General features: G+C 61.9%; 21 protein-coding genes and 3 tRNA genes. 12 read left to right on the top strand and 12 right to left on the bottom strand.

Annotation, left to right across the window (positions count from 1 at the left end; genetic code table 11):
- The first annotated feature begins 184 nt into the window (after positions 1 to 184).
- From JFX23_RS01115 to JFX23_RS01085, 7 genes are all read left to right on the top strand, one after another.
- Positions 185 to 976: an electron transfer flavoprotein subunit beta/FixA family protein gene (locus JFX23_RS01115; protein ID WP_198775161.1), complete on the top strand. Its 792-nt coding sequence runs from the start codon at positions 185 to 187 to the stop codon at positions 974 to 976.
- Between the two features lies 1 nt (position 977).
- Positions 978 to 1,976: an electron transfer flavoprotein subunit alpha/FixB family protein gene (locus JFX23_RS01110; RefSeq protein ID WP_198775158.1), complete on the top strand. Its 999-nt coding sequence runs from the start codon at positions 978 to 980 to the stop codon at positions 1,974 to 1,976.
- The gene (locus JFX23_RS01105; protein WP_233050456.1) at positions 1,973 to 3,238 is read left to right on the top strand and encodes a cysteine desulfurase family protein; all 1,266 of its coding nucleotides are present in this window, start codon (positions 1,973 to 1,975) and stop codon (positions 3,236 to 3,238) included. Before JFX23_RS01110 ends, JFX23_RS01105 begins: the two co-directional genes overlap by 4 nt.
- Positions 3,238 to 4,356, top strand: a complete 1,119-nt coding sequence (mnmA, locus tag JFX23_RS01100; RefSeq protein WP_198775155.1) for a tRNA 2-thiouridine(34) synthase MnmA — start codon at positions 3,238 to 3,240, stop codon at positions 4,354 to 4,356. The genes JFX23_RS01105 and mnmA overlap by 1 nt, the downstream gene beginning before the upstream one ends.
- Before the next feature lie 312 nt (positions 4,357 to 4,668).
- Positions 4,669 to 4,752 (top strand) — tRNA-Leu (locus JFX23_RS01095).
- Positions 4,753 to 4,793: 41 nt separating this feature from the next.
- Complete coding sequence (locus JFX23_RS01090; protein WP_198775152.1) at positions 4,794 to 5,369, top strand: hypothetical protein; 576 nt, start codon at positions 4,794 to 4,796, stop codon at positions 5,367 to 5,369.
- Positions 5,366 to 6,058: a hypothetical protein gene (locus JFX23_RS01085; RefSeq protein WP_198775150.1), complete on the top strand. Its 693-nt coding sequence runs from the start codon at positions 5,366 to 5,368 to the stop codon at positions 6,056 to 6,058. The genes JFX23_RS01090 and JFX23_RS01085 overlap by 4 nt, the downstream gene beginning before the upstream one ends.
- A gap of 378 nt (positions 6,059 to 6,436) precedes the next feature.
- Here the strand turns inward: JFX23_RS01085 and JFX23_RS01080 are convergent, their stop codons facing one another.
- Together JFX23_RS01080 and JFX23_RS01075 are read right to left on the bottom strand one after the other, a co-directional pair.
- Entirely contained in the window at positions 6,437 to 7,483 is a 1,047-nt protein-coding gene (locus JFX23_RS01080) for a hypothetical protein (RefSeq protein ID WP_198775148.1), read from the bottom strand.
- Between the two features lie 103 nt (positions 7,484 to 7,586).
- The gene (locus JFX23_RS01075) at positions 7,587 to 8,453 is read right to left on the bottom strand and encodes a DUF1266 domain-containing protein (protein ID WP_198775146.1); all 867 of its coding nucleotides are present in this window, start codon (positions 8,451 to 8,453) and stop codon (positions 7,587 to 7,589) included.
- Positions 8,454 to 8,918: 465 nt separating this feature from the next.
- On the opposite strand from JFX23_RS01075, the gene JFX23_RS01070 reads away from it, so the two are divergent.
- Positions 8,919 to 9,395 carry a peroxiredoxin gene (locus JFX23_RS01070; RefSeq protein WP_198775145.1) on the top strand — a complete coding sequence of 159 codons (477 nt, stop codon included), beginning with the start codon at positions 8,919 to 8,921 and terminating at the stop codon, positions 9,393 to 9,395.
- Here the strand turns inward: JFX23_RS01070 and JFX23_RS01065 are convergent.
- The 5 genes from JFX23_RS01065 to JFX23_RS01045 all read right to left on the bottom strand — a co-directional run bounded on the left by JFX23_RS01065 (position 9,353) and on the right by JFX23_RS01045 (position 11,883).
- Positions 9,353 to 10,057: an SMI1/KNR4 family protein gene (locus JFX23_RS01065; RefSeq protein WP_198775143.1), complete on the bottom strand. Its 705-nt coding sequence runs from the start codon at positions 10,055 to 10,057 to the stop codon at positions 9,353 to 9,355. The genes JFX23_RS01070 and JFX23_RS01065 overlap by 43 nt on opposite strands.
- A gap of 146 nt (positions 10,058 to 10,203) precedes the next feature.
- The gene (locus JFX23_RS01060; protein WP_198775141.1) at positions 10,204 to 10,533 is read right to left on the bottom strand and encodes a PadR family transcriptional regulator; all 330 of its coding nucleotides are present in this window, start codon (positions 10,531 to 10,533) and stop codon (positions 10,204 to 10,206) included.
- 1 nt (position 10,534) lies between these two features.
- Positions 10,535 to 10,981: a hypothetical protein gene (locus JFX23_RS01055; RefSeq protein ID WP_005964251.1), complete on the bottom strand. Its 447-nt coding sequence runs from the start codon at positions 10,979 to 10,981 to the stop codon at positions 10,535 to 10,537.
- Between the two features lie 723 nt (positions 10,982 to 11,704).
- A tRNA-Lys gene (locus JFX23_RS01050) sits at positions 11,705 to 11,780 on the bottom strand.
- 30 nt (positions 11,781 to 11,810) lie between these two features.
- Positions 11,811 to 11,883: transfer RNA gene (locus JFX23_RS01045), tRNA-Lys, on the bottom strand.
- 99 nt (positions 11,884 to 11,982) lie between these two features.
- Here JFX23_RS01045 and JFX23_RS01040 point away from each other — a divergent pair.
- Complete coding sequence (locus JFX23_RS01040; RefSeq protein WP_233050416.1) at positions 11,983 to 12,726, top strand: metal-dependent transcriptional regulator; 744 nt, start codon at positions 11,983 to 11,985, stop codon at positions 12,724 to 12,726.
- Between the two features lie 466 nt (positions 12,727 to 13,192).
- Here JFX23_RS01040 and JFX23_RS01035 read toward each other — a convergent pair whose 3' ends face one another.
- A complete protein-coding gene (locus JFX23_RS01035) occupies positions 13,193 to 13,639 on the bottom strand; it encodes an HIT family protein (protein WP_198775136.1) in 447 nt (148 codons plus the stop codon).
- A 115-nt stretch (positions 13,640 to 13,754) separates the two neighbouring features.
- Between JFX23_RS01035 and JFX23_RS01030 the strand changes: the two genes are divergently transcribed.
- Positions 13,755 to 16,688: a leucine--tRNA ligase gene (locus tag JFX23_RS01030; protein WP_198775295.1), complete on the top strand. Its 2,934-nt coding sequence runs from the start codon at positions 13,755 to 13,757 to the stop codon at positions 16,686 to 16,688.
- A 115-nt stretch (positions 16,689 to 16,803) separates the two neighbouring features.
- Positions 16,804 to 17,766 carry an Fpg/Nei family DNA glycosylase gene (locus tag JFX23_RS01025; RefSeq protein ID WP_198775133.1) on the top strand — a complete coding sequence of 321 codons (963 nt, stop codon included), beginning with the start codon at positions 16,804 to 16,806 and terminating at the stop codon, positions 17,764 to 17,766.
- Positions 17,767 to 17,773: 7 nt separating this feature from the next.
- On the opposite strand, the gene JFX23_RS01020 is transcribed toward JFX23_RS01025, so the two are convergent.
- From JFX23_RS01020 to JFX23_RS01005, 4 genes are all read right to left on the bottom strand, one after another.
- On the bottom strand, positions 17,774 to 18,265 hold the full coding sequence (locus JFX23_RS01020; RefSeq protein WP_198775130.1) for a GNAT family N-acetyltransferase: 492 nt from the start codon (positions 18,263 to 18,265) through the stop codon (positions 17,774 to 17,776).
- A gap of 68 nt (positions 18,266 to 18,333) precedes the next feature.
- Positions 18,334 to 18,942 (bottom strand): serine O-acetyltransferase, encoded by a 609-nt coding sequence (gene cysE / locus JFX23_RS01015; RefSeq protein WP_198775128.1) that lies wholly within the window; start codon positions 18,940 to 18,942, stop codon positions 18,334 to 18,336.
- Positions 18,943 to 19,124: 182 nt separating this feature from the next.
- Positions 19,125 to 20,057: a cysteine synthase A gene (cysK, locus tag JFX23_RS01010; RefSeq protein ID WP_198775125.1), complete on the bottom strand. Its 933-nt coding sequence runs from the start codon at positions 20,055 to 20,057 to the stop codon at positions 19,125 to 19,127.
- Between the two features lie 211 nt (positions 20,058 to 20,268).
- On the bottom strand, positions 20,269 to 20,925 hold the full coding sequence (locus JFX23_RS01005; RefSeq protein ID WP_040314154.1) for a YigZ family protein: 657 nt from the start codon (positions 20,923 to 20,925) through the stop codon (positions 20,269 to 20,271).
- Positions 20,926 to 21,513: 588 nt separating this feature from the next.
- Between JFX23_RS01005 and rpmF the strand changes: the two genes are divergently transcribed.
- Positions 21,514 to 21,684, top strand: coding sequence for a 50S ribosomal protein L32 (rpmF, locus tag JFX23_RS01000; protein WP_005964219.1), 171 nt, complete (start codon positions 21,514 to 21,516; stop codon positions 21,682 to 21,684).
- Positions 21,685 to 21,888 lie beyond the last annotated feature (204 nt).

The following is a 21,888-nucleotide window of genomic DNA, read 5'->3' as shown; positions in this document are numbered from 1 at the left end:
CAGCCTGCGATTTCCTCGAATCTTGGCGAGATGCGAAGGCTGCGCCCCTCAACGCAATCCAGGGTATGCCGAGAGAGCGGGGAATACACGAGAACGCCCCCAAAGCACACCCCTTAATGTGGGAATCCCCATGCGAGCCCCCTGACAAAGGGCCTTTGTGCGCTCATATGGCACGCTTGTCCCTATGAGAATCATCGTCTGCGTGAAGCACGTCCCGGACACCCAGTCCGAGCGTCGATTCGAAGAAGGCCGCCTCGTGCGCGGTGAGGATGACGTCCTCAACGAACTCGACGAGAACGCCGTCGAAGCGGCAGTCCAACTCGTCGAAGAACACGGCGGCGAGGTCATCGCCCTCACCATGGGCCCCGAAGACGCTGAAGACGCCCTCATGAGGGCCCTCCAGATGGGAGCAGACCGCGCCGTCCTCGTCACCGATGAGCGCCTCGTCGGCGCCGACGCGGGCCTGACCGCCCTCGCACTCGCGGCAGCGATCCAGAGGATCAACGAGGACGGGGGAATCGACCTGGTCGTCACTGGCATGGCATCCCTCGACTCAATGACCTCTATGCTCCCGGCGGCCCTCGCAACGCGCCTGGGAATGCCCCTTTTGGGCCTCGCTCATTCGATCGAGGTCGACCCGGCTTCGAGCCGAGTCACGATCGGGCGCACAGTCGATGGCTACGACGACGAGTTGGCCGCCCAGATGCCCCTGGTCGTGTCGGTAACAGACCAGATCAACGAGCCCCGCTACCCGGCTTTCGCGGCAATGAAGGCAGCGCGCAAGAAGCCGATGGATCACATGGACCTCGCAGAACTCGCTTCCACCCCCGCAGGTGCGCTCATCGAGGGGCGTCCCCGCGTGATTGAGGTCCTCAAAACCGATGAAGTCGTCCGCGAGAGCGCCGGAACGATCATCCCGGACTCCGGTGACGCGGGTGCGCGTCTGGCCGCCTACCTCCTTGAAGTGGTGAAGTGACATGAGCAAGAGTCTGTCCCGTCCGATCCTCGTCCTCGTTGATCACTCCGGTTCCGATGCTGAGGGGTGGAGCCTGTCCCCGGCTTCGGCTCAGCTTGTCTCCCACGCCCGTACTCTGAGCGATGCGGGTGTGATCGTCCTTTCCCTGACGAAGAACGCAGATCTTGAGGCCCTGGGCCGCCTCGGTGTGTCACGGGTCCTCGTGCCCTCCATCGGCGAATCCGCTCCCCGGGTGAGCGCCTGCGTTGCCGACGCCGTCATCGCGGCTCTTGAGGCGCAGGACTTCGGCGCTTTCCTCGTCGTGTCCACCTACCGCGGTCGAGAGGTCGCCTCGCGCATTGCGACACTGATGGACTCCGGGGTTGTCGCAGACGCCACCGACCTTGAGGTCGAGGACGATTCCCTGATCGCGACGACCACAGCCTTGGCGGGCTCCTGGTCGAACCGACTGCTGGTGTCCGGCGTGCTCCCGGTCGCGGCGGTCCGCCCGGGATCCTTCGATGAGACTCCCGCTCAAGAGCCCGTGGCTGCCGCAATCGAAGAAATCCAGGTGACGCCCTCTCGGGAGGCTCTTGCCGTGGAGGTCCTCTCCTCGAGTGTTCAAGCGGGTTCGGGCCGAGTCTCCTTGAGTGAGGCCTCGACCGTCGTTGTCGCGGGACGCGGAACAAATGGTGAAATGGATATCGTCGAGTCCCTCGCCGATGAGCTCGGAGCCGCCATCGGTGCGACCCGTGTCGTCTGCGACGAGGGCTGGGCGTCGCGAACCCTTCAGATCGGTCAGACGGGTGTGTCCGTTTCTCCGAACCTGTACATCGGGCTTGGCGTGTCTGGCGCGATCCACCACACCGTCGGCATGCAATCTTCCGGCCATATCGTCGCCGTCTGCGATGACCCGGATGCTCCGATCTTCGAGATCGCCGACTTCGGTGTCGTCGGGGACCTTTTCGAAGTTGTTCCCCAGGCCCTTGAAGCGATCCGAGCCGCTCGCGAGGAGAACTGACGCACTACCTCGACTACGCGGCCACATGCCCGCTGCGCCCCTCGGCCCTCGAAGCATGGACGAGGACGCAGCGCGACTTGGCTGAAAGCCCCGGCAACCCGGCATCCCTCCACGCGGGGGGACGCCGGGCTCGTCGTATGCTCGAAGACGCTCGCGAACGCATTGGCGCGGCCCTGGGCGTTCATCGCAGCGAGGTCGTTTTCACTTCCGGCGCGACGGAGTCTAATGCCCTCGCAGTCGTGGGCGGTGCCCGCCTAGCGCGCTGTGGCGACCCCCGGCGCTCCACTGTCCTGCTCTCTGCCCTTGAACACGATGCGGTCAAGGAGCAAAGTGACGTCCTTGTCAGGGAGGGCTTCGCCCTTGAGCTTCTCCCGCTTGGCAGCTCCGGCCTCGTCGATTGTGACCCCGAGTACCTGGAGGCAATGGCGGATCGTTTAGCGCTTGTATCCCTTGTGAGCGTGTGCTCCGAACTTGGGACGATCCAAGCCGTGGCAGGCCTCGTCGACGCATTGGGCGGGGCAGGCCTAAGCACAGACCGGCCCCTCATCCACACGGACGCGGCTCAGGCGCTGAGCCTGCTCCCCTTCGATTTCGCCTCCCTGGGCGTGGACCTCGCTTCTTTTGGAGGACATAAGATCGGAGCCCCTGTGGGGACGGGAATCCTCTTGGTGCGCCGCGCAATGAAGCCCGTGACGGACCGTCCAGGAGGCGGCCATGAGCGGGGCATCCGTTCGGGCACGCCCGATGTTGCGGGAGCCGTCGCCCTCGCCGCAGCCCTGGAGGACACACTCGCGCAGCGCGAGGAGGCGTATCGTCATGCGCTCCACTTGCGTACTCACCTGCTGGCGGGGCTGCCCGAGAATGCTCGCCCGAGCGTCGACCCGGCCAATGCGCTACCCTCGATCATTCACTTAAGTCTGGACACCTGGCACCCTGAGGCGGTGCTCATGGCGATGGATGCCGCCGGGATTAGTGTGTCTGCGGGTTCGGCCTGCCACGCGGGAGTCACTCGGCCTTCACAGATGCTCCTCGCGATGGGGGCCACTGAAGCCGAGGCGCTCGGCGTTGTGAGGGTATCGACGGGCATGGATACCACGATCGAGGACATTGATGCTTTTCTTCGCGCACTGCCGCAGGCGATCCGGGCAGGCCAGGCCCTCGATGCGCGCGAGACCCGCAGGGCTGATCGGCGCTCCGCCTCAGCTCGAGGCGCCCGCCTTGCAGGTACTCCCATGATCGACTCGAATATGAAGGAGAGCTGATGCGAGTTCTCGCAGCCTTGTCCGGCGGAGTCGATTCCGCGGTCGCAGCCGCCAGAGCCGTGGACGCCGGCCACGAGGTCGTTGGCGTCCACATGGCCCTGTCATCACAGCCTCAGGAGTGCCGGATTGGATCGCGCGGCTGCTGCTCTCTCGAGGATGCGGCAGATGCGGCGCGTGCCGCAGAAGTCATGGGGATCCCCTTCTACGTGTGGGATCTCGCTGAAGATTTCGAAGAGCGTGTCATTGCGGACTTCGTCGAACAGTACGCGCTCGGGCGCACGCCCAACCCCTGTGTGCGCTGCAATGAGTTTGTGAAGTTCCGTGAGCTCGCCCAGCGGGCTCGCGCTCTTGGTTTTGACGCGGTGTGTACCGGCCACTACGCCTCGATCCGCGAAGGCGAGTCGGGACTTGAACTGCATCGTGGGGCAGATCCTCTCAAGGATCAGTCCTATGTTCTTGCCGTCATGGGACGTGAAGAGCTGTCCAGGGTGATTCTCCTTCTGGGTGGGGTGGCGACGAAGGCCGAGGTACGCGCGGAGGCTGAGGCGCGAGGACTTGGGGTGTCGAACAAGCCTGATAGTTATGACATCTGTTTCATCCCCGATGGGGATACTCAAGGCTTCCTCCGAGCCCGCCTGGGCTCCGCACCCGGTGACATTGTGACTTCCGAGGGTGAGCTTGTGGGGCACCACGATGGCTACTGGAACTTCACTGTCGGCCAACGCAAAGGCCTTCGCCTGGAGAACCCAGCGGCCGATGGGCGCCCGCGCTACGTCATTGAGACGCGCCCCGACACGAATCAAGTGATTGTGGGGGCAGCGCAGTTGCTCTCGGTTGAACGCATTGAGGCCAATGATGTCGTCTGGCTCGCTGAGGATGACATGGCTGAGGAGTGCACGAATCTTTTCGTTCAGGTGCGCGCTCATGGAGTGCCCGCGGCAGTGTCTGGGCTTATCCACGAGGATCGCGAGGCGGCGCGAGTCATGGGCGTAGAGGGTGGAATCCTCGTTACCCTTGCCGAGCCGATCCGAGGGGTCGCCGCTGGACAATCCATGGTGATCTACCGCGGCAGCCGTGTTCTCGGCGAGGGGACGATCCTTCGCGCATCCCGGGGCTGAGTTGGTGCGTCCCGGGGGTGGGTGCGCGCGTCCGGTGGCTGGGGTGCGCGTCACGGGGCTGGGGGTGCGTCCTGGGAACGAGAAAGCGTGAGGGGCCGCAGCGCTGCGGGCAAAGGAACCGTGGAAAGATGGCCTGAGGTGAACGGAGCAGCCTGTGGGGTGTCTCTTGGTGTGAACTGAGCGGCCTGTGGGCTGAGCATGCAGCACTCTGGAGGTTGAGAACCTGGCCTTTTGCTCAGCGCCTCTCGTGGAGGCCGAAGCCCCATGCCTCGAATCCGCGTTTCTTCTCTCTTTCCCGTAGACTTGGCGGGCGCGCGAGTGGCGGAATTGGCAGACGCGCTGGATTTAGGTTCCAGTGTCTTTGACGTGTGGGTTCGAGTCCCATCTCGCGCACCAGAGTTTTCTTTAGGATCCTGCTGGAAAGTCGAGTATTACAGTTGCCTCGACGAGCGGTGACCGGTGCCAGGATCATCTGTGATGAAGCCAGGACACAAGGGATCTTAGAAGAAGGGCTCCGTTGCGCCCAAAGCGTTTCCAATCGTCAACGAGGACAGCGCCCGATCATCAACAAAGACGGCGCTTTCGCCTACCGCGACGGAGGCTGGTGGACGCTCGCGGCTCCCATCAACGGGAAGCCCCAGTACACGCGAGGCAAAACTTTGGTCGAAGCGCAGTTCAAGACCGAAGATCTCGGGTCGATGTGGGCCGAAAAGCTTGACGACGATGCCTCGCGCACCGCTGAAATCATCCTTGCCATCGACGGTGCTGTACAGAAGACCGCCGAAGCAGTCAAGACTGCCGCCCAAGCCGCAGAAGCAGCCCGAGAAGATGCTCGCGCAGCCCGAGAAGATGCTCGCGCAGCCCGAGAAGATGCTCGCGCAGAACAAGTGCGCCGTTGCAGAATTGAGAGAGGAAGGCCTCACGATGCAGGACATCGCGACAGTGCTCGGCGTGACCAAAGGCCGAATCTCGCAGCTCGCACATGCCTCAGACAAGAGGAGGAGATCCAGTGAAGAAATACAACCCGATTCACGAATTCGCCAGCTTCGTCGAGCGGCTCTGCAAGGCTGGTGGAACAGTCGGACAGGCCCTGAGTGTGCTCGCCCGAGATGGCGAAGATAAGTGGGAGGTCCAGGCACGCGGTATGAATCTGTTTCTGCGTACCCGCGAATTGCTCACCATGTCCAGACGGCTTGAGGCGAACGCTCAAGTCTTGGACGTGATGCGCAATGCCTTCATCACACCCGACGACTGCTGGGACACCAACGTTGTACCCGAGGTTGACGCCTTCGCCTTGACTGCCTTGCGCAACGTTGCAGACGCCGAAGATATTACTCCGCACCTGCCTCCCGTCCTCGGAACGGCAGAACTCGACACTCTTCAAGAAGCCCTTGAGGAAATGCGTAAGATGCTCGGCGGTGCAACGGAGCTGCCAGAGAACGTCCGCTGGTACATGCTCAGCCTCATCAACCAATGCCTCGACATCATCTCGGGAGGGTCTATCGACTTCGTGCTTCTTCGGTCGATCACGCTCGAAACCTACGGCATGGGGATTTTAACAAGCGCGCACCTTAAGAGGGAACGCCGAGGATTATTCGTTCAAAGTCTTCCGCGCATGGTCGATAAGTGGTTCATTGGCTTCACCGTCCCCACTGCACGCGGAATCGCTGCGCAGACAACGACAGACTTCATCGGAGCTTGAGTTCCGCCCACAGGTTGTTCCCCGCGACAGCTCAGCCCAAACCCGCCGCGTCCAGCTTTTGCTTGTGCGCTGTGCACGTGAAGAATCGACGCGAGACGGGTCCGGCGTTGCTCGTGATGACATCCAATATGAGCGGAGTCGGAGCTGCTTCACGCCCTCAAACACGCCACCTCGAGTCCCCGCGCAAGAATCGCAGTTTTCGAGCAAGCCCCGTCCTCTACACCCCCACTGCCACCACACAGTGCGCCAGAGTCGTCGCGAGTGTGCTCGCAGTCGCGGATGATTGCTCGGACAAAGCTCTTATCGAGAGCTTCACTCATCTGCCTCGTGCTGAGAACGCGGGGAGCGCCGAGCTCTTATCCCTGCGGAAGGATCGGCTTATCCTTGCAGGAGTATCGGCAGCACGAAGCGCACGAAGACCGTGACCAAGGCGTTGAACAGGAGTACGCCGAGGAGAAAGACCCATGTCATTGCCGAAACCCCGTCCTTGTTGATGATTCGCCGTCCCGACAGGTCCACGCGATGCGGTGAACTTCCAGGAGACCCCCACGTTCCGTGCATCGGCGCCGCCCCGAGCTTCAAGGCCTGCTCCGAATCGAAGCGACGCGGTATGTGCTCCACCACGCGCCGTCTAAGGAGGGCAAGCGTCGTCTGCAGCTGCTCCATCGCTTCTGGCTTCCACAGGGGCGTGGAATGGGCGAAATAGACGTAGAGCTCGTCATCAATGAGTTCGAACTCGCATGAGCGAGCACTTATCCAGAGCGTCCTCAAGACCTCGGAGGTGAAGAGCCTGCGGGCTTCCTGCTCGAAGCCTTGAGGACACAGCACGGTGAAGCCATGATCGGGATCGCCCTCGGGGAGGAGATCCACCTGCGTGCCCGTACTCAAACCCGCAAGCGACAGAATGGGCGAGCGCCTGTTCCTCACAATGACGTGCGGGCTCTTCGCGGGCAAGTCCATGCGCGCGAAGGCGAATGGGCGACGCAGATTCACACGATGCGCGGTCTCGCTGCGCATCGCACGACTGCGGCCCACCATGATCTCGCCAAAGCGCTCATCATGGCGACCGAAAACGGCGCGCATGACAATGCGCATGTTCTTCGGAAATCCCGTACCCGCCAAAGCGCTCGGCCTCACCCCGGGCCCAGTCTCGATCACATCGAAAAAATAATGATCGTTCAAGACCGCGAAGCGCCAGAGTCGGACATCGCGCAAACGCCACACCAACCAGTACGAGTAGGAGGCACCCACCGCCAGCGCGTAGACGATCGGCAAGATCACGAGGAGCAGCCGAGCCGCGCTAGAGAGGGCATCCACCTCGAACAGACGAGGGACGAGGACGAGAACGCCGAGAAGCCCCGCCTCGCTCATCACCACGAGGGCCGTGATAGCGGTGATGCTCCGGTACCAGGGGATACCGGCCATTCGCCGATACCAGCTCGCCTCTTCTCCAGAGGGCGGGCGGCGCAGACAAGAGGGGTCCCCGAGCAGGGGGGCGAGGCGGATCGCTCGCCACAGTCGGGATCACTCAGTTCGCGGGAAGGCGCCAGGGCAGCAGTCCCCAGGGCCCGCGCTGCTTGGCGTCGAGAGCGATCTCCATCGCGACCACAGCCTCGCGGCACTGTCTGGCATGGTCCTCGTCGGCGCGCCCCTCGCTCCAGTGCATGACCCGTCCGAGGACGTAGCTGCGACCGAAGGCGGCCCAGGAATCGAACTCCTGGCGCGCCACACGATTGATCTCCTCGATCATCCTCAAAGAGTCCTCGCGCGAGATGAGTCCCAGCCCCACGCCCCAGGTGCACACCGCGACGGCTTGGCCGAGAGCATATGCGTCGAAGCTCAGGACCGGCTCGTCAGCGGGGAAGTGCTTCTTACCGAAGGCCTTTTCGTAGTATTCGACGGCGCGCACGAACTCCAATTCCTCGCCCTTGCCGGTGCCACCCGATTCCTTGATCGCCGCGAGCCACTGGCGGCTGCTCGGCTTCTTTCCGCCATTCGCCTGGGCTGCTTGTGCGCGCAGGGTGAGTAGCTGCTGCGACAGTTCGCGTCGACGGCGCTGCATGAACAAGCGCTCGACATTCTCGTAGACGTCATTGCTGCTGTTCAATCCCCACATGTCGCGCAGCTTGTGAAGCGAGCTCGGGCTCGACAAACTTGCAGTCGGGTCATTCCAGTAGTTCTGAGCGTTCGTGATCTGCTGGAAGCCGAGTGCGAGCAGGTTCGCTTCGCGGGTATCGACGGGGAAATCCTTGTTGTACGCCAGTTTCGAGAACCTGGCGAAAAACTTGAGCACAAGGAACAACACAATGATGCCGAGGAAGCCGAGAGCGATCCACATGATGAGGCGATTTTCCGGCGCAAGGAACCAATCGAACACAGAGGTAATGGACTCCATGAGGTGACGTTCTCCTTTACGACTGTTGGGGTCCCAAGCAGCATTGCATGCGTCGTGGAGAGCGCACAAGATCCAGCTCGCGTGAGGCTGACTCCCTGGGGTGCTCTGCTGGCGCGTGGAACAGGGGGCGAGATCGGAGTGGGCGATGAGGTGGGGATTCGGATGCTCTGCTGGCGCGTGGAACAGAGGGCGAAGCGCGAGCCTCGAGTTCATCTCCTGCAGATGCTTCGAGAGTCCGCGTATATGCGCCGGTGCGCCTCGGAAGAAGTGATCCTCGGGAAGATCACGCGAGAGCCCCCGTACGTGCTCCCGGTACCCTGTGCTGCTCCCTGCTCCCTGCTTGTCGAGCGTTGGGCCGCTTCTCACCCTGGCCAACTTCTCACTGCTGCTGTCTTCTCACCCCTGCCGTCCGCCTGCGAAATGCTCGGCGGGTGAGTGCGCGTCATACTCCGTAGACTGGAGGTCATGAGCAAGCTCGAAGTGGGGCAGAACGCCCCCGATTTCACGGCCGAATCCACTCACGGCACCATTCACCTGGTGGAGTTCCTCAAGGAGACCGAAAAAGGCGTCATCGTCTACTTCTATCCGAAGGCCTCGACGCCGGGATGCACGAAAGAAGCCTGCGACTTCCGCGATTCCCTGAACTCGCTTAAAGGCGTCGGCTATTCGGTGATCGGCATCAGCGCCGATCAGATGGGCGCCCTCGAGCGTTTCGCGGACACACAATCCCTCAACTTTCCCCTCGTCTCCGATCCGGATCACAAGATCCTCGAATCGTGGGGAGCCTGGGGGGAGAAGAAGAACTACGGGAAGACCTCCATTGGCATCATCCGCTCGACGATCGTCGTCGATCCAGCGGGCATCGTCACCACGGCCCTGTATAACGTGAAGGCCACCGGTCACGTCGCGAGGCTTCGACGAGAACTTGGCATTGACGACTGAAGGAGAAAGCTTCCCTTGTCCTGCGCGATCCTCGCCAGCTGCTTGCGAAGAAAGAGTTCCCCTTCGGGGAAGACCTTCGCTGAGTCTTCAAGGAGACGAAGGACCTGGGGTGAAAGAGAGCCAACGAGCGCCAATTCCACGGCGTGGAGTCTTTCGCGTTCCTGCTCTTCGGCATCTTCGACGTCCTCGGTTGGAACGAGTCCCTTGATAAAGCTTGCGAAATTGGGTGCGAGGAGCGTTTGAGCGTAGTCGAACTCCTGGTCGATGTGAACGATTCGCGGCCTGCCCTCGGGACCGCATTCGCAATAATCGAGCATGATGACGTCGTGGCCCGCACTTGGGCATTGACCGAAGACGATTCCAATCGGCGGGTATCCCCATTCCTCGATCATGAATTGTGGGCCGCAACTGCCGCATAGGGAATTCGCCGTGTCCCAGCCGATCGCGGAATATGCGGTGATGGCGACCTGAGCTTCTGCCCACGAGGTTTCTTCCATCGTAGGGAAACAGGCCCGATTAAATCCGCCGTTGCGGTGATGACACAATTCGATGTAGGCCGCGGACAGGCGGTATCCTAAGCGCTTCTCGACCTCGCTGATCGTTTCCTCATCGGGTTGGGGGGCTGAGTCCAGTGCTCCTCGTAGTAGGGGTGATCGGCCCATACGTCATCAAGATCTGAGGCGCTGAAGGAGTGCCTCGACGTATCGCTCATGGTTTCCAGCGTATCTAAGCCCTGGCTGGTGTTCTGCTTGGAGAAACCGTATTCCTCCTCGAGAAGAGACGATGCCCGGCTCAGGAGCGCGGGGTTCTACTTTCGATACTCGGCCTCAATGCGCGCCAGGTATGCCCGTCCGAAGTCCGTCACCGTGAACACCTTGCGTTGCAGACCTGAACGGACTCCCGGCCGGGTATCGACTGCGAGCAAATAGTTCGAGACGAGTCGTTGGAGGGTCCTGTAGAGGCCGCGCTCGGTGAAGGACCATCCGCTCACCTCACTCAGGCGCGTCAAGATCTGCGCTGTGGAGAGCTCTTCTTCTTTGGAGATGATGCGCAGGAGAAACACAGTGGTCGCAGATTTCTTATAGACCTCGACCCAGCTCTCCACCAGGTCGTCGAGGAACTCATCGGCTTCGCTCACGTCACTTCTCGAATCCACGGGACAGGATTGCGCCGAGGGCATGGAGGGTCAGGCCGACTCCCCAGAGGGCCGGCATGGCGATGGCGACGCCGAACCATGCGGGAGCGGTGACGAAGTGCGCGGACTCTCCATCAAGGACCGGATTAGCGGTGACGGCGAGAATGAAGAAGTGGAGCAGGAATCCGCCACTGACTGATGCGTAGGTCATTGTGTGCGCCGCGAGGCTGCCGAATCGCACGCGTTTGAGGTGTTTGCCGTAGACGAGGATGAACACCGCGTATCCGAGGGCGATGAGGACGACGCCGAAGTAGGTGAGAAGGCCGACGGTGTTGCCCGTAAGGGCGATCACGATGTGCAAGCCGATATTGGCGGCGAGCATGGAAAGAGCGAAGGGGGTGAGTGCCCTGCGGGCGCTGGTGGTCTTCGCTTCGGGGGGTGCGGTGTTCATGGGTTGCGCCTTTCTTCTTGATCGGTACTGTACCAATGGTACACCATCGATCATTCAGTGTCAGGGTGTTGATCGAGAAAGAGGTGTTACCGCTCAGATTGTGTGGCGTTGACTTGGCTCTTCCTGATGTTGGTGGTGCCGAGATTGTGTTTGGGGTCGTTTGGGTGGGTGTTGGGTGGTGTTCGGGTACCCCGGTTGTGATTTCGGTTGAGGTAAGGGCTGCTTGGTGGTGCCGAGATGGTGTTTGGGGTCGTTTGGACCCTGTCCGTGCGAAACCGAGTGCTCCGCTGCTACCAGGCGCACCCTTGCTCTCCCTCAGGTTCCAGCGGTCCGTCAGAATATGCCCCACATTCTGGCGGGCATCCCCGGGGGAGGCCACAAGCGGGACACCAAGCCCGCCCTTGGCGGCAAGTGGAGGGCTTATATCCCTCGGGAGAGGCCACAAGTCGGACACTGAACGTGCATAAGTCGGACGAATCAAACTCTGACCTGGGATTTCTTTAAGGATCCAAGACATAAGGTTCGACTTGTGGTCATCCTGACCGTCATACCCCGAAGGGCACCACAGATATTGGCCGACATTCGAGATGGGGGGAGTGAGTGAGTTCATCTCTGAGGGGGAGTCGGTGACTCCATCTTCATGCGAGACTCCACGTAAGACGACTCCACGTAAGACCTAGGGCCGTGGATACGAAAAAGGCACAGCCACACGGCCGCGCCTCTTGGTGCGTCATGGGGGACTTGAACCCTCAACCCGCTGATTAAGAGTCAGCTGCTCTGCCAATTGAGCTAATGACGCGGGGCTCTCTGCGAAAATCGCTAGGAGCAGTGCGTCATGGGGGACTTGAACCCTCAACCCGCTGATTAAGAGTCAGCTGCTCTGCCAATTGAGCTAATGACGCGGGGGCCTTTCGACCGGAATAAAACTTTACCGTCTTCGCCCTGGGGATGCAAAATTGAGCGGTGAGAACAGTGCCACAGATGTGGAGTTGAGGGGAGTCATGACACGAGCTTCAGCCTTCGGGGCGATCGGCGCGAAGAACAGTCAAGTCGCCGAGGACTATCTCAAGGAGATGTGGGGGAACGAAGAAGCGGGCGGCGACGGCATCTCGGTCAACGACCTCGCTGCGCGCATGGGGGTTGCGGCCTCAACTGCCTCTGAGAACGTCGCGCGCCTCACCTCCTGGGGGTTCGTCACACACGAGCCCTACAAGAAGGTGCACTTCACCACTCAGGGACGCCAGATCGCCCTTGGCATGGTCCGTCGTCACCGCCTTTTAGAGACCTACCTCCATGACCGCCTCGGCTTCGAATGGGATGAGGTTCACGAAGAGGCGGAAATCCTCGAACACGCGGTCTCTGATCGGCTGCTTGAACACATCGACGAAGCACTCGGGTGGCCCGCCCGCGACCCCCACGGTGATCCGATCCCGGACGCGGATGGTCGGATTCGTACGGGCGCCACAGTTCCACTCAGTGAGCAAAGACAAGGGGAGTGGGTGACAGTCGCCCGCCTCTCCGATGAGAGCCCGCAAGGGCTTCGTAATCTTGACGAAGCCGGGATCGGCCTCGACTCGCAGATCCGCTTGGCTCGGCTCCCCAATGACGAGGACGGGGCGGGTTGTGCCGGAAATACTGGACCAGCAGGGGAGCAAGTCGCTGTGGATGTTCAAGATGGGGTGGGAACGGTCAACCAGGTCCTCCTCGATGAGACGACCGCGAATCTGATCCGCGTTCGCGCCTGATCCGCGTTGGCGTCTGCACCACCTTTTTGAGCCCCATCCGTCCCGCACTTGTGCTCAGACAGAGCAAAGGAGGGCAAGTCGGGCTCAAGGGTGGAGATGCAGAAAGGGCTCAGATTGGGGCAATAGAGAGAGCATAGGCCAGAGCCGCAAGGTGGGCTCAGGTCAAGGCGTAGGCAGAACACAGTGTCGGTGCTGGCTTGGAGGCAGCCCACGGTCTCAAGTCGTGGCAATAGGGGAGGGCTCAGACCAGGCGCCACAGGGCGAACTCAAGGGTGGGGATACAGAGCGGTCTCAGATCGGGGCAATAGAGAGCCCAGGCCAGGGCCGCTCAGGGCAATAGAAAGAGCTCAGGTCGGGGCAACTGGGAGACGGTAAGCCAAGCTGCGGGAAGAGCTCAGGCTGGGAGCGATAGGGCAGTCTCAGGCAAGGGATGCAGAGCGGGCTCAGGCCAAGCCGCTGAGAAAGTTCAAGCCAAGGCCGGAGAGCTCATCTCAAGCGGAACATTCGCACCATATCCGGCCGCGCGCAGGCCCTCGCGCAGCTTGCCCATCGTCTCATCGAGTGCCTCATCCGAGGCGGGGGCCGCATTCGAGAGCAAAACATCCGCCTCGCTGCGCAGCGGAATGACATGCAGGTGCGTGTGGGGAACCTCAAAACCCCCGATGACCAGGCCCGAACGGGGAACGTCGAAGGTCTTCTCTTGGACGGCGCCGATCGTGTGGGCGACCTCCACCAGATGGGCGACGACACTGGCGGTCGCATCCGTCCACTTCTCGTAGACGTGACGCGGAACGACGAGGACGTGGCCAGGTGCAGTCGGCTCGATCGTCGCAAAAACGACGCAGAGATCATCGGCCCAGACGAAGCGTCCAGCCCACTTGCCGGAAATGATGTTCTCAAAGACAGTGCTCATGCACTCATTGTCACTCATCGGGCTCGTCTCGTGCCCCGTTCTGCGCCGTTTTCCTGCCGAGTCGATGGTCTACCCTTTAAGGGTTGAATCGTCGATCGTGAAGGAGAAGGTCCTGATGAGCCAGACCCCGGGTATGGAACCCGCCCAGCGGTACACCGCCGAGCTCGCCGGCACCATCGAAAAGGCGTGGCAGGATCGCTGGGACGAGTGGGGAACTTTCAACGCGGACAACCCCGTGGGAGAACTCGCCGGTCCTCTTGCACAGGAAAAGCCCTTCTTCCTCCTCGATATGTTCCCCTACCCCTCGGGCAAGGGCCTGCACGTCGGACACCCCCTCGGCTACATTGCGACCGACACCGTCGCACGCTTCCGCCGCATGAAGGGCGAGAACGTCTTGTACACAATGGGCTACGACGCTTTCGGACTGCCCGCCGAGCAGTACGCCGTCCAAACGGGCCAGCATCCGCGGGTCACGACCGAAGAGAACATTGCGAACATGCGCCGACAGCTGCGTCGCCTCGGCCTCTCGCACGACCGTCGCCGCTCTTTGGCAACGACCGACACCGAATACGTGCACTGGACCCAGTGGATCTTCTTGCAGATCTTCAACTCCTGGTTCGACCCGGAAGCCACCGCCCCCGACGGTTCGCAGGGCGCCGCACGCCCGATCAGTGAGCTCGAAGACAAACTCGCCTCAGGCGAGGTCGCCGTCCCCGACGGGCGCTCCTGGGCTGAGCTTGACCGAATCGAGCGAGCCAAGGTCGTGGACCCCTTCCGCCTCGCCTACGTCTCTGAAGCGCCCGTGAACTGGTGCCCCGGCCTGGGGACCGTCCTGGCGAATGAAGAGGTCACCTCTGAAGGGCGTTCCGAGCGCGGCAACTATCCGGTCTTCACTCGCAACCTGCGTCAATGGATGATGCGGATCACCGCCTACGGCAAGCGCCTCGCTGACGACCTCGACACGATCGACTGGCCGGAGAAGGTCCGCGCGATGCAGCGCAACTGGATCGGCCGCTCTGAAGGCGCCACCGTCACCTTCGAGGTGCCCGAAGCGAAAGCAGCCGGAGCCTCGCAGGCCTCTCTCGACGTCTACACGACCCGTCCCGACACCCTCTTCGGTGCAACCTTCATGGTCGTCGCACCCGAACACCCGATCCTTGGTGGCACCCTTGCAGGAAACGCGGATGACTCCGCCCAGCTCAGCGTCCCAGACTCCTGGCCTGAAGGCACGAAGGAAGAGTGGACCGGGGGCGCGCCCTCTCCCAGAGAGGCAGTCGCCGCCTACCGCGCGCAGGCCGCAGCCAAGACCGAGTCCGAGCGCACGGACGAAGAACGCGTCAAGACCGGCGTTTTCACCGGCTTCTTCGGCATTAACCCCGTGAACGGACGCCCCATCCCCGTGTTCGTCGCCGACTACGTCCTCTGGGGCTATGGTACGGGCGCGATCATGGCGGTTCCCGCCCACGACGACCGCGACTGGGAATTCGCCCGCAAGTACGCGCTCGAGATCATCCGCACGATCGGCCCGGCCAAAGACCCCTACTCTCATAACCTCGACGAGTCGGCCTTCACGGGCGACGGCCTGGCAGTGGACTCCTCGAACGAGGAGATCAGCCTCGACGGGCTTGCGAAGGACGAGGCGAAAACGGCGATGACCGAATGGCTCGAAACAAAGGGCCTGGGTTGCTCCACCATCACCTACCGTCTGCGCGACTGGCTTTTCTCCCGCCAGCGCTACTGGGGCGAGCCCTTCCCGATCGTCTGGGACGAGGACGGCCTGCCCCACGCCTTGCCCGAGGAGATGCTGCCCGTTGATCTTCCCGAGATCACGGACTATTCGCCTCGCACCTTCGATCCGGAAGACGCGAACACGGCGCCCGAGGCGCCGCTGGGCCGAGCCGAGGAGTGGGTGAAGGTTGAACTCGACCTCGGCGATGGGGTGAAGACCTACAGGCGCGAAACCAACACGATGCCGCAGTGGGCGGGTTCGTGCTGGTACGAGATGCGCTACACCGACCCGAAGAACCCTCGGGCCCTCGCCGATCAGGAGAACCTCGACTACTGGATGGGGCCGCGCGAAGGCAAGCCGACCGGTGGCACGGACCTGTACGTCGGCGGCGTTGAGCATGCGGTCCTGCACCTGCTCTACGCGCGCTTTTGGCAAAAGGTCCTCTTCGACCTTGGCCACGTTCCCGACGCTGAGCCCTACCACACGCTCTTCAACCAGGGCTACGTGCAGGCCTACGCCTTCAAGGATGCGCGCGGACAATATGTTCCCGCGGACGAGGTCGAAGGCGAGGAGTCGAGCGGCTTCACCTACGAGGGTGAGCCGGTGACCCGCGAGTACGGCAAGATGGGCAAGTCGCTGAAGAATATCGTGACGCCCGATGAGATGTACGACGCCTACGGGGCTGATGTTTTCCGCGTCTACGAGATGAGCATGGGCCCGCTCGACGTGTCCCGCCCCTGGGAGACTCGCGCAGTCGTTGGCTCTCAGCGCTTCTTGCAGCGACTGTGGAGGAACACAGTCGATGAGGAGAGCGGTGAGCCGAGCATCTGCGAAGAGCCCGCCGACCTTGAGACGAAGCGCCTGCTCGCCCGCACGATCGCGGATGTGACAGTCGAATACGAGAACATGCGCGTCAACACTGCGATCTCGAAGCTCATCGTCTTGAACAATCACCTGACGGGCCTGAAGTCCGTTCCCCGCGAAATCATCGAGCCCCTGATCCTCATGCTCTCCCCGGTCGCCCCGCATATCGCTGAAGAGCTTTGGATGCGTCTGGGACACTCGCAGTCCCTGGCTCGTGAGCCTTTCCCGATCGTCGAGGACGAGTCCCTCCTCGTTGAGGACAGCGTCACCGCGATCGTGCAGGTCAATGGTAAGGTCCGCGCGAAACTTGAAGTTCCCCCGTCGATCAGTGAAGACGAGCTGCGTGAGCGGGCCCTCGCTCAAGGGCCGATTGTGAAGATCTTGGACGGTCGTGATCCTGTGAAGATCATCCTTCGCGCGCCCTCGCTGGTGAACCTCGTTGTGCCTCGAGGCTGAACGCACGCACCACGCCGTGGACCCGGCCCTTCGTTTTTCGAGGGGCCGGGTCTTCGCTGAGCGGGTAGGCTCGTGCCCCGGGGCGCCAGGGCCCCGACAGTATTGAGGAGGATTCATGCCCGAGGGCGATGCGATTCGCAGGCTCGCGTCCACGATGAACGAACTCTTCACGGGTGGGAGCGTCCTCGCCTCCTCCCCGCAGGGGCGCTTCGCGGCCTCGGCCGAGAAGATCAACGGGCGCGTCCTCGAGCAGATCCGTGTTCACGGCAAGCACATGTTCATCGGTTTCGTTCCCCCCGAGGCCGTGGGCAGTGAACCGCAGGAGTGGATGCATATCCACCTCGGCTTATACGGATGGTGGCGTTTCAACGGTGACGAAAGCGTCGTCGATGAGGGCCACGGGGTCGCCCATCGTATTGCCCCCGTCGCGAAAGGGGAGTGGGATGGGCACTCCGAAACCCGTTGGGGCGAAGGCTATGGTCAGGCCGCGAAAGGCGAGTGGGAGCCTCCCGAACCCGTCGGCCAGGTGCGCTTCCGCATGTATAACGAACACGCCGTCGCCGACCTCATCGGACCGAACCGTTGTGAACTCATCTCGAATGAGGAACGGATCGCAGCGCAGGCGAAGCTTGGCCCGGATCCTCTCGACGAGGGCGCGCGCGAGGACCGAGAGGCGGCGAAGAGATTCGCCGAGGTTGCGCACGCGAAGAAGCGCGCCATTGGCGAGATCGTTATGGATCAGGCAATCATCGCGGGGGTCGGCAATATCTACCGGGCGGATGCCCTCTTCCTTGCGGGGATCTCCCCCTACCGCAAGGGATCGAACATCTCCGCCAAGCGCTTGACAGACCTGTGGGTCCTCATCTGCGATCTGATGAACAGGGGATTGGCCGCCGGGCGTTTGGAGACAATGGACCCGCTTGAGGCCCCGAATCCTCCCCTTGAAGGTGATGAGGAAGCGTCGCGCTGGTACGTCTATCACCGGACGGGCAGGCCCTGCCTGCGCTGCGGCACTGCCGTGCGAGAAGCACTCATGCAGAACCGTCGCCTCTTCTGGTGTCCTTCGTGCCAGCGTTGAGGTGCTATCAGCCGATCTCTTCGAATCCGAGGTCGTCGTAGAGCTCGGCCGCTCCTGAGTGGCGGCCATCGATCCGCAGGGCGAGGGAATCGAAACCCCAGTCCTTGCAACGGCTCGCGACCTCGGCGATGAGGGCCGTGGCAATGCCTCGGCGCCGATACTCGGGGTCGACGACGAGGTCGACGACGAAAGGACCATCGGGGGCGTCATCCCAGGGGGATTCTCGGACGACGAGGATTGCTCCGACGAGGGTCCCGCCGTCCCAAGCGCCAACGAAGGAATCTTCGGTCGTCGGGCCGAAGGCGCCGTCGAAGGTGAGTCTGAGCTCTTCAGAAGTCTCCAGGAGTGCTTCAGCTGTCGTGGGATCGCCGTAGGCGTCCAGGGTGAGGACGGCGAGCACGGGGATGTCGTAACGGGTGAGCGTCGCGATTTCGACTCCTGCCGGGCGATCGACATCGGTCAACGCATTCACCGGTGCGTGAAGAGTGCGCTGTTCCATGCCTCAAGCATAGGTGGTGCGCATCACAATCGGATGCGTTTGGGGTGCTGAGTGGGGAAAAGAGCAGCTCAGATGTACAACTCAGGTTCGTCGAGGAAGTAGGCGGGATCAATGATGAGATCGTCGTCTTTCGTGTCCTGGCAGGGCTTGGGCAAGAGCTTCGCGGGTACGCCGATCGCGACCGAGCCACAGGGCACGTCCTTCACGACCACCGCGTTCGCACCGATCTTCACCCCGTCGCCGACGGTGATCGGCCCCAAAACCTTCGCCCCGGCGCCGATCATGACGTGACTGCCGATCGTGGGGTGACGCTTGCCTGGGGTCATGGAGACCCCGCCGAGGGTTACGCCGTGGAAGATCACGACATCCTCGCCGACCTCGGTCGTCGCACCAATGACGACACCGGTCGCATGATCAATGAAGACACGGCGTCCAATGACCGCCGCCGGATGGATATCGACTCCCGTGAAGGAACGTGAAATCGAGGACAGGATGCGCGCGGGAAGCTTGACCTTGCGGACCCAGAGGGCATGGGAGAGGCGGTGCGCCCATAGAGCGTGGACCCCGGGATAGGTGAGGGCGACTTCGAGGGCCGAGGTTGCGGCCGGATCACGGTGACAAGCGGTGTGAAGATCCTCTTTGAGGAGGCGTGCGGCTCGCAACGGATTCATCACCATGATCGTCCCTTCGCTAAAACTCCTCCAGTCTATCGGCTGGAGGGCGCTGGTCCTGAATGAGTGGGAGAGTTCTGAGTTGGGCTCAGCGGGGGAGCTCTGAGCTGGGCTCAGTGGGGATGGCACTGAACCTGAGCCAACGGGGCGGATAGGGGCGAAAGAGTTCTCCCCATCCGCCCGGGTCATCACTCCCTCAGATCATCGAAGAGCGCGGTTGAAAGGTAGCGCTCACCGGTGTCGGGAAGAAGAGTCACGATCGTCTTGCCCGCGAATTCCTCGCGTGCGGCAACGAGGGCGGTTCCCGCAAGCGCCGCCCCAGAGGAGATCCCCACGAGGAGCCCTTCTTCGGCGGCGGCTCGACGCGCGTATTCCAATGCCTCAACGGTCTTGACGGAGACGACCTCGTCAATGAGGGAGGCATCGTAGTTGCCGGGCAGGAAGTTGGGCATCAGGCCCTGAATGCCATGCGGCCCTGCACTCCCACCAGTCAGGAGCGGAGATTCGGCGGGCTGAACCGCGATGATCGTGACATTCGGGTTCTTCGCCTTGAGGGATTTCGCGATCCCCGAGATAGTGCCCCCCGTGCCGACACCGGCCACGAAAACATCGACCTGGCCCTCGGTGTCGGCCCAGATCTCCTCGCCGGTCGTAGCGACATGTGCTGCGGGGTTTGCGGGATTATCGAATTGGGAGGCGATGATCGAACCGGGGCGCTCATCGCGGATACGCTCAGCCTCGGCGACTGCTGCTGCGACCCCGCCCTTGGGGTCGGTGAGAACGAGTTCAGCGCCGAAAGCACGGACGATGATGCGACGCTCGACGCTCATGGATTCGGGCATCACGATCACGACCTTGTATCCGCGAGCGGCGCCAACCATTGCAAGGGCGATGCCGGTGTTGCCGGAAGTCGCTTCGATGATTGTGCCTCCGGGCTTGAGTTCGCCAGAGGCCTCTGCTGCGTCAATGATCGAAGCGGCGATGCGGTCCTTCACCGAGGAGGCGGGATTGAAAGCCTCGAGTTTGGCGATCACATGCGCATCGGTGGCGATGAGTGAGTTGATGCGGACGAGGGGGGTGTGGCCGATGAGTTCAGCGACACAAGAAGCGATACGGGACATGAATTTCCTCAGGAATGGTGAAAGCGCTGAAAAACCATAGCGCGAAAGAAGGGGAGGAGGGGCGCTCGCTCAGGCGAGGCTCAGGGCGAATGACAGTGCATGAGAGCACTATGGGGGTCATTCGCCCGCAAGACAGTGACACAGGCACACCGAAGCGAGGTGGGGGTGGATTCCCCGGTCCATCTGCTGGGGCTCAATCATGCTGACACTTTTACAACTTCAGGTGGGATCCGTCCACCTCGATTCGGCGAGTGGCCACCATGTGGAACTGTGAAACACCAGAAGACAGTGAAGCGAGGAGAGCATCGAAGGGTTCGCGCTCGCCGGGATTCACGCCGATACGAATACTCACTTCGTTTCCCCAGTCGACGCCAAGGATTTCGGCTCTGCCGTGACGAAGCTCCGCTTCGATCCGTCCCGCGTCGCCTGGGAGAAGGTGGGCCTCAAGAACCTCAATGTCTTTGAGATGTGCCCTTGGGGCCTTCGCCAGGGCCTCGGAAACCGCTGTGGAGTAGGCGCGAATCAAACCGCCGCCCCCTAAGAGGATTCCTCCGAAATAACGGGTGACGACTGCGGTCACGTTCCATACGCCCGCGAGCTTGAGAGCTTCGAGCATGGGGGTGCCGGCTGTCCCTGAGGGCTCTCCATCGTCGCTTGAGTGTTGGTGCGGATCGCGTCCTTCTACTTGGATCACATAGGCGGAGCAGTTGTGGCGCGCCTGCGGATGCTCGGCTTTCACTGCGTCAATGAGGGCTCGGGCTTGTTCGGGTGAATCCGTGCGAGCAAGAGTCGTCAAGAAGCGAGACTTCTTGATTTCGATCTCGTGGTGGATCACGCTGCCCTCACGGATCGTCTCAATGATTGCCATCTTCATGCTCCTCATCCGGGTTCGATTGAGCGTCCGCGCGGGCAATGGCACATTGGTGCGGGCCCATGGAGCTTGTGTTCAACACGTGGGGTTGTGTTCAACACGCAGAGCGCGTCGAGCGATGCTCCTTGGGGGCTCCTTCTTATCTTTCAGGGTAGGCGATGAGTGCGCGCTCTTTCTCACTGCTCGTCCTGTGGTGTTCGGGGTGCCTCGACCTCGTTGATGTCCTGCTCATGTCCACTGAGTCCTGAGCACCACGTGTTGGAAGCGCAAGGTAGTGAGGAAGCGCAAGATGCTGAGGGGAGCGCAAGATGCGGAGGGGAGCGCAAGATGCTGAGGGGAGCGCAAGATGCTGAGGGGAACGCAAGGTAGTGAGGGGAGCGCAAGACGAGGAGGAGATGTAATGAGAATCGCAGCGCAGGTGAAGGGGCCTGGCTTCGGAGCGCAGATCGTGACGTGCTAATATTTCAGGGTTGCCGTCACTGGGACGGGCCGGTCGGGCCCTTCTTGCGGCGCCGAGCGTCGGGCGGCGGTCCTCAGACCACCAAACGACCATACGACTACCGAGAAGAGAGGGGAGGCACGATCATGGCAGTTCCGAAGCGAAAGATGTCCCGTGCAAACACCCGCACTCGCCGTTCCACGTGGAAGGCCAATCTCACTGAGCTCAACACCGTTAAGGTTGCTGGCCGTGAGGTGCGTATTCCGCGCCGTCTGGCGAAGGCGTACAAGAACGGTCTGCTGGACATCGAGGCCTGACCTCGAATCCGCAGCTGGGCCCGGTGCGAGAGCACCGGGCCTTTTCTTCACCCGAACTGGCAAGCGCATACACCCGAAACTGGCGAGCGCACGCACCTGTGCAACTTGACCAGCCCCTGTGGTGAGAATCTGCGGGGAACTATCATCGCAAGTGAGCAGCCCCAAATTGGGGCAGGCGCAGCACACAACACCTTTTCCGAATTG

Origin of the sequence: Schaalia cardiffensis, from assembly GCF_016405145.1 — a bacterium.
Classification (GTDB): Bacteria; Actinomycetota; Actinomycetes; order Actinomycetales; family Actinomycetaceae; genus Pauljensenia; species Pauljensenia cardiffensis.
This window is presented reverse-complemented; position numbering and strand designations above follow the sequence as displayed.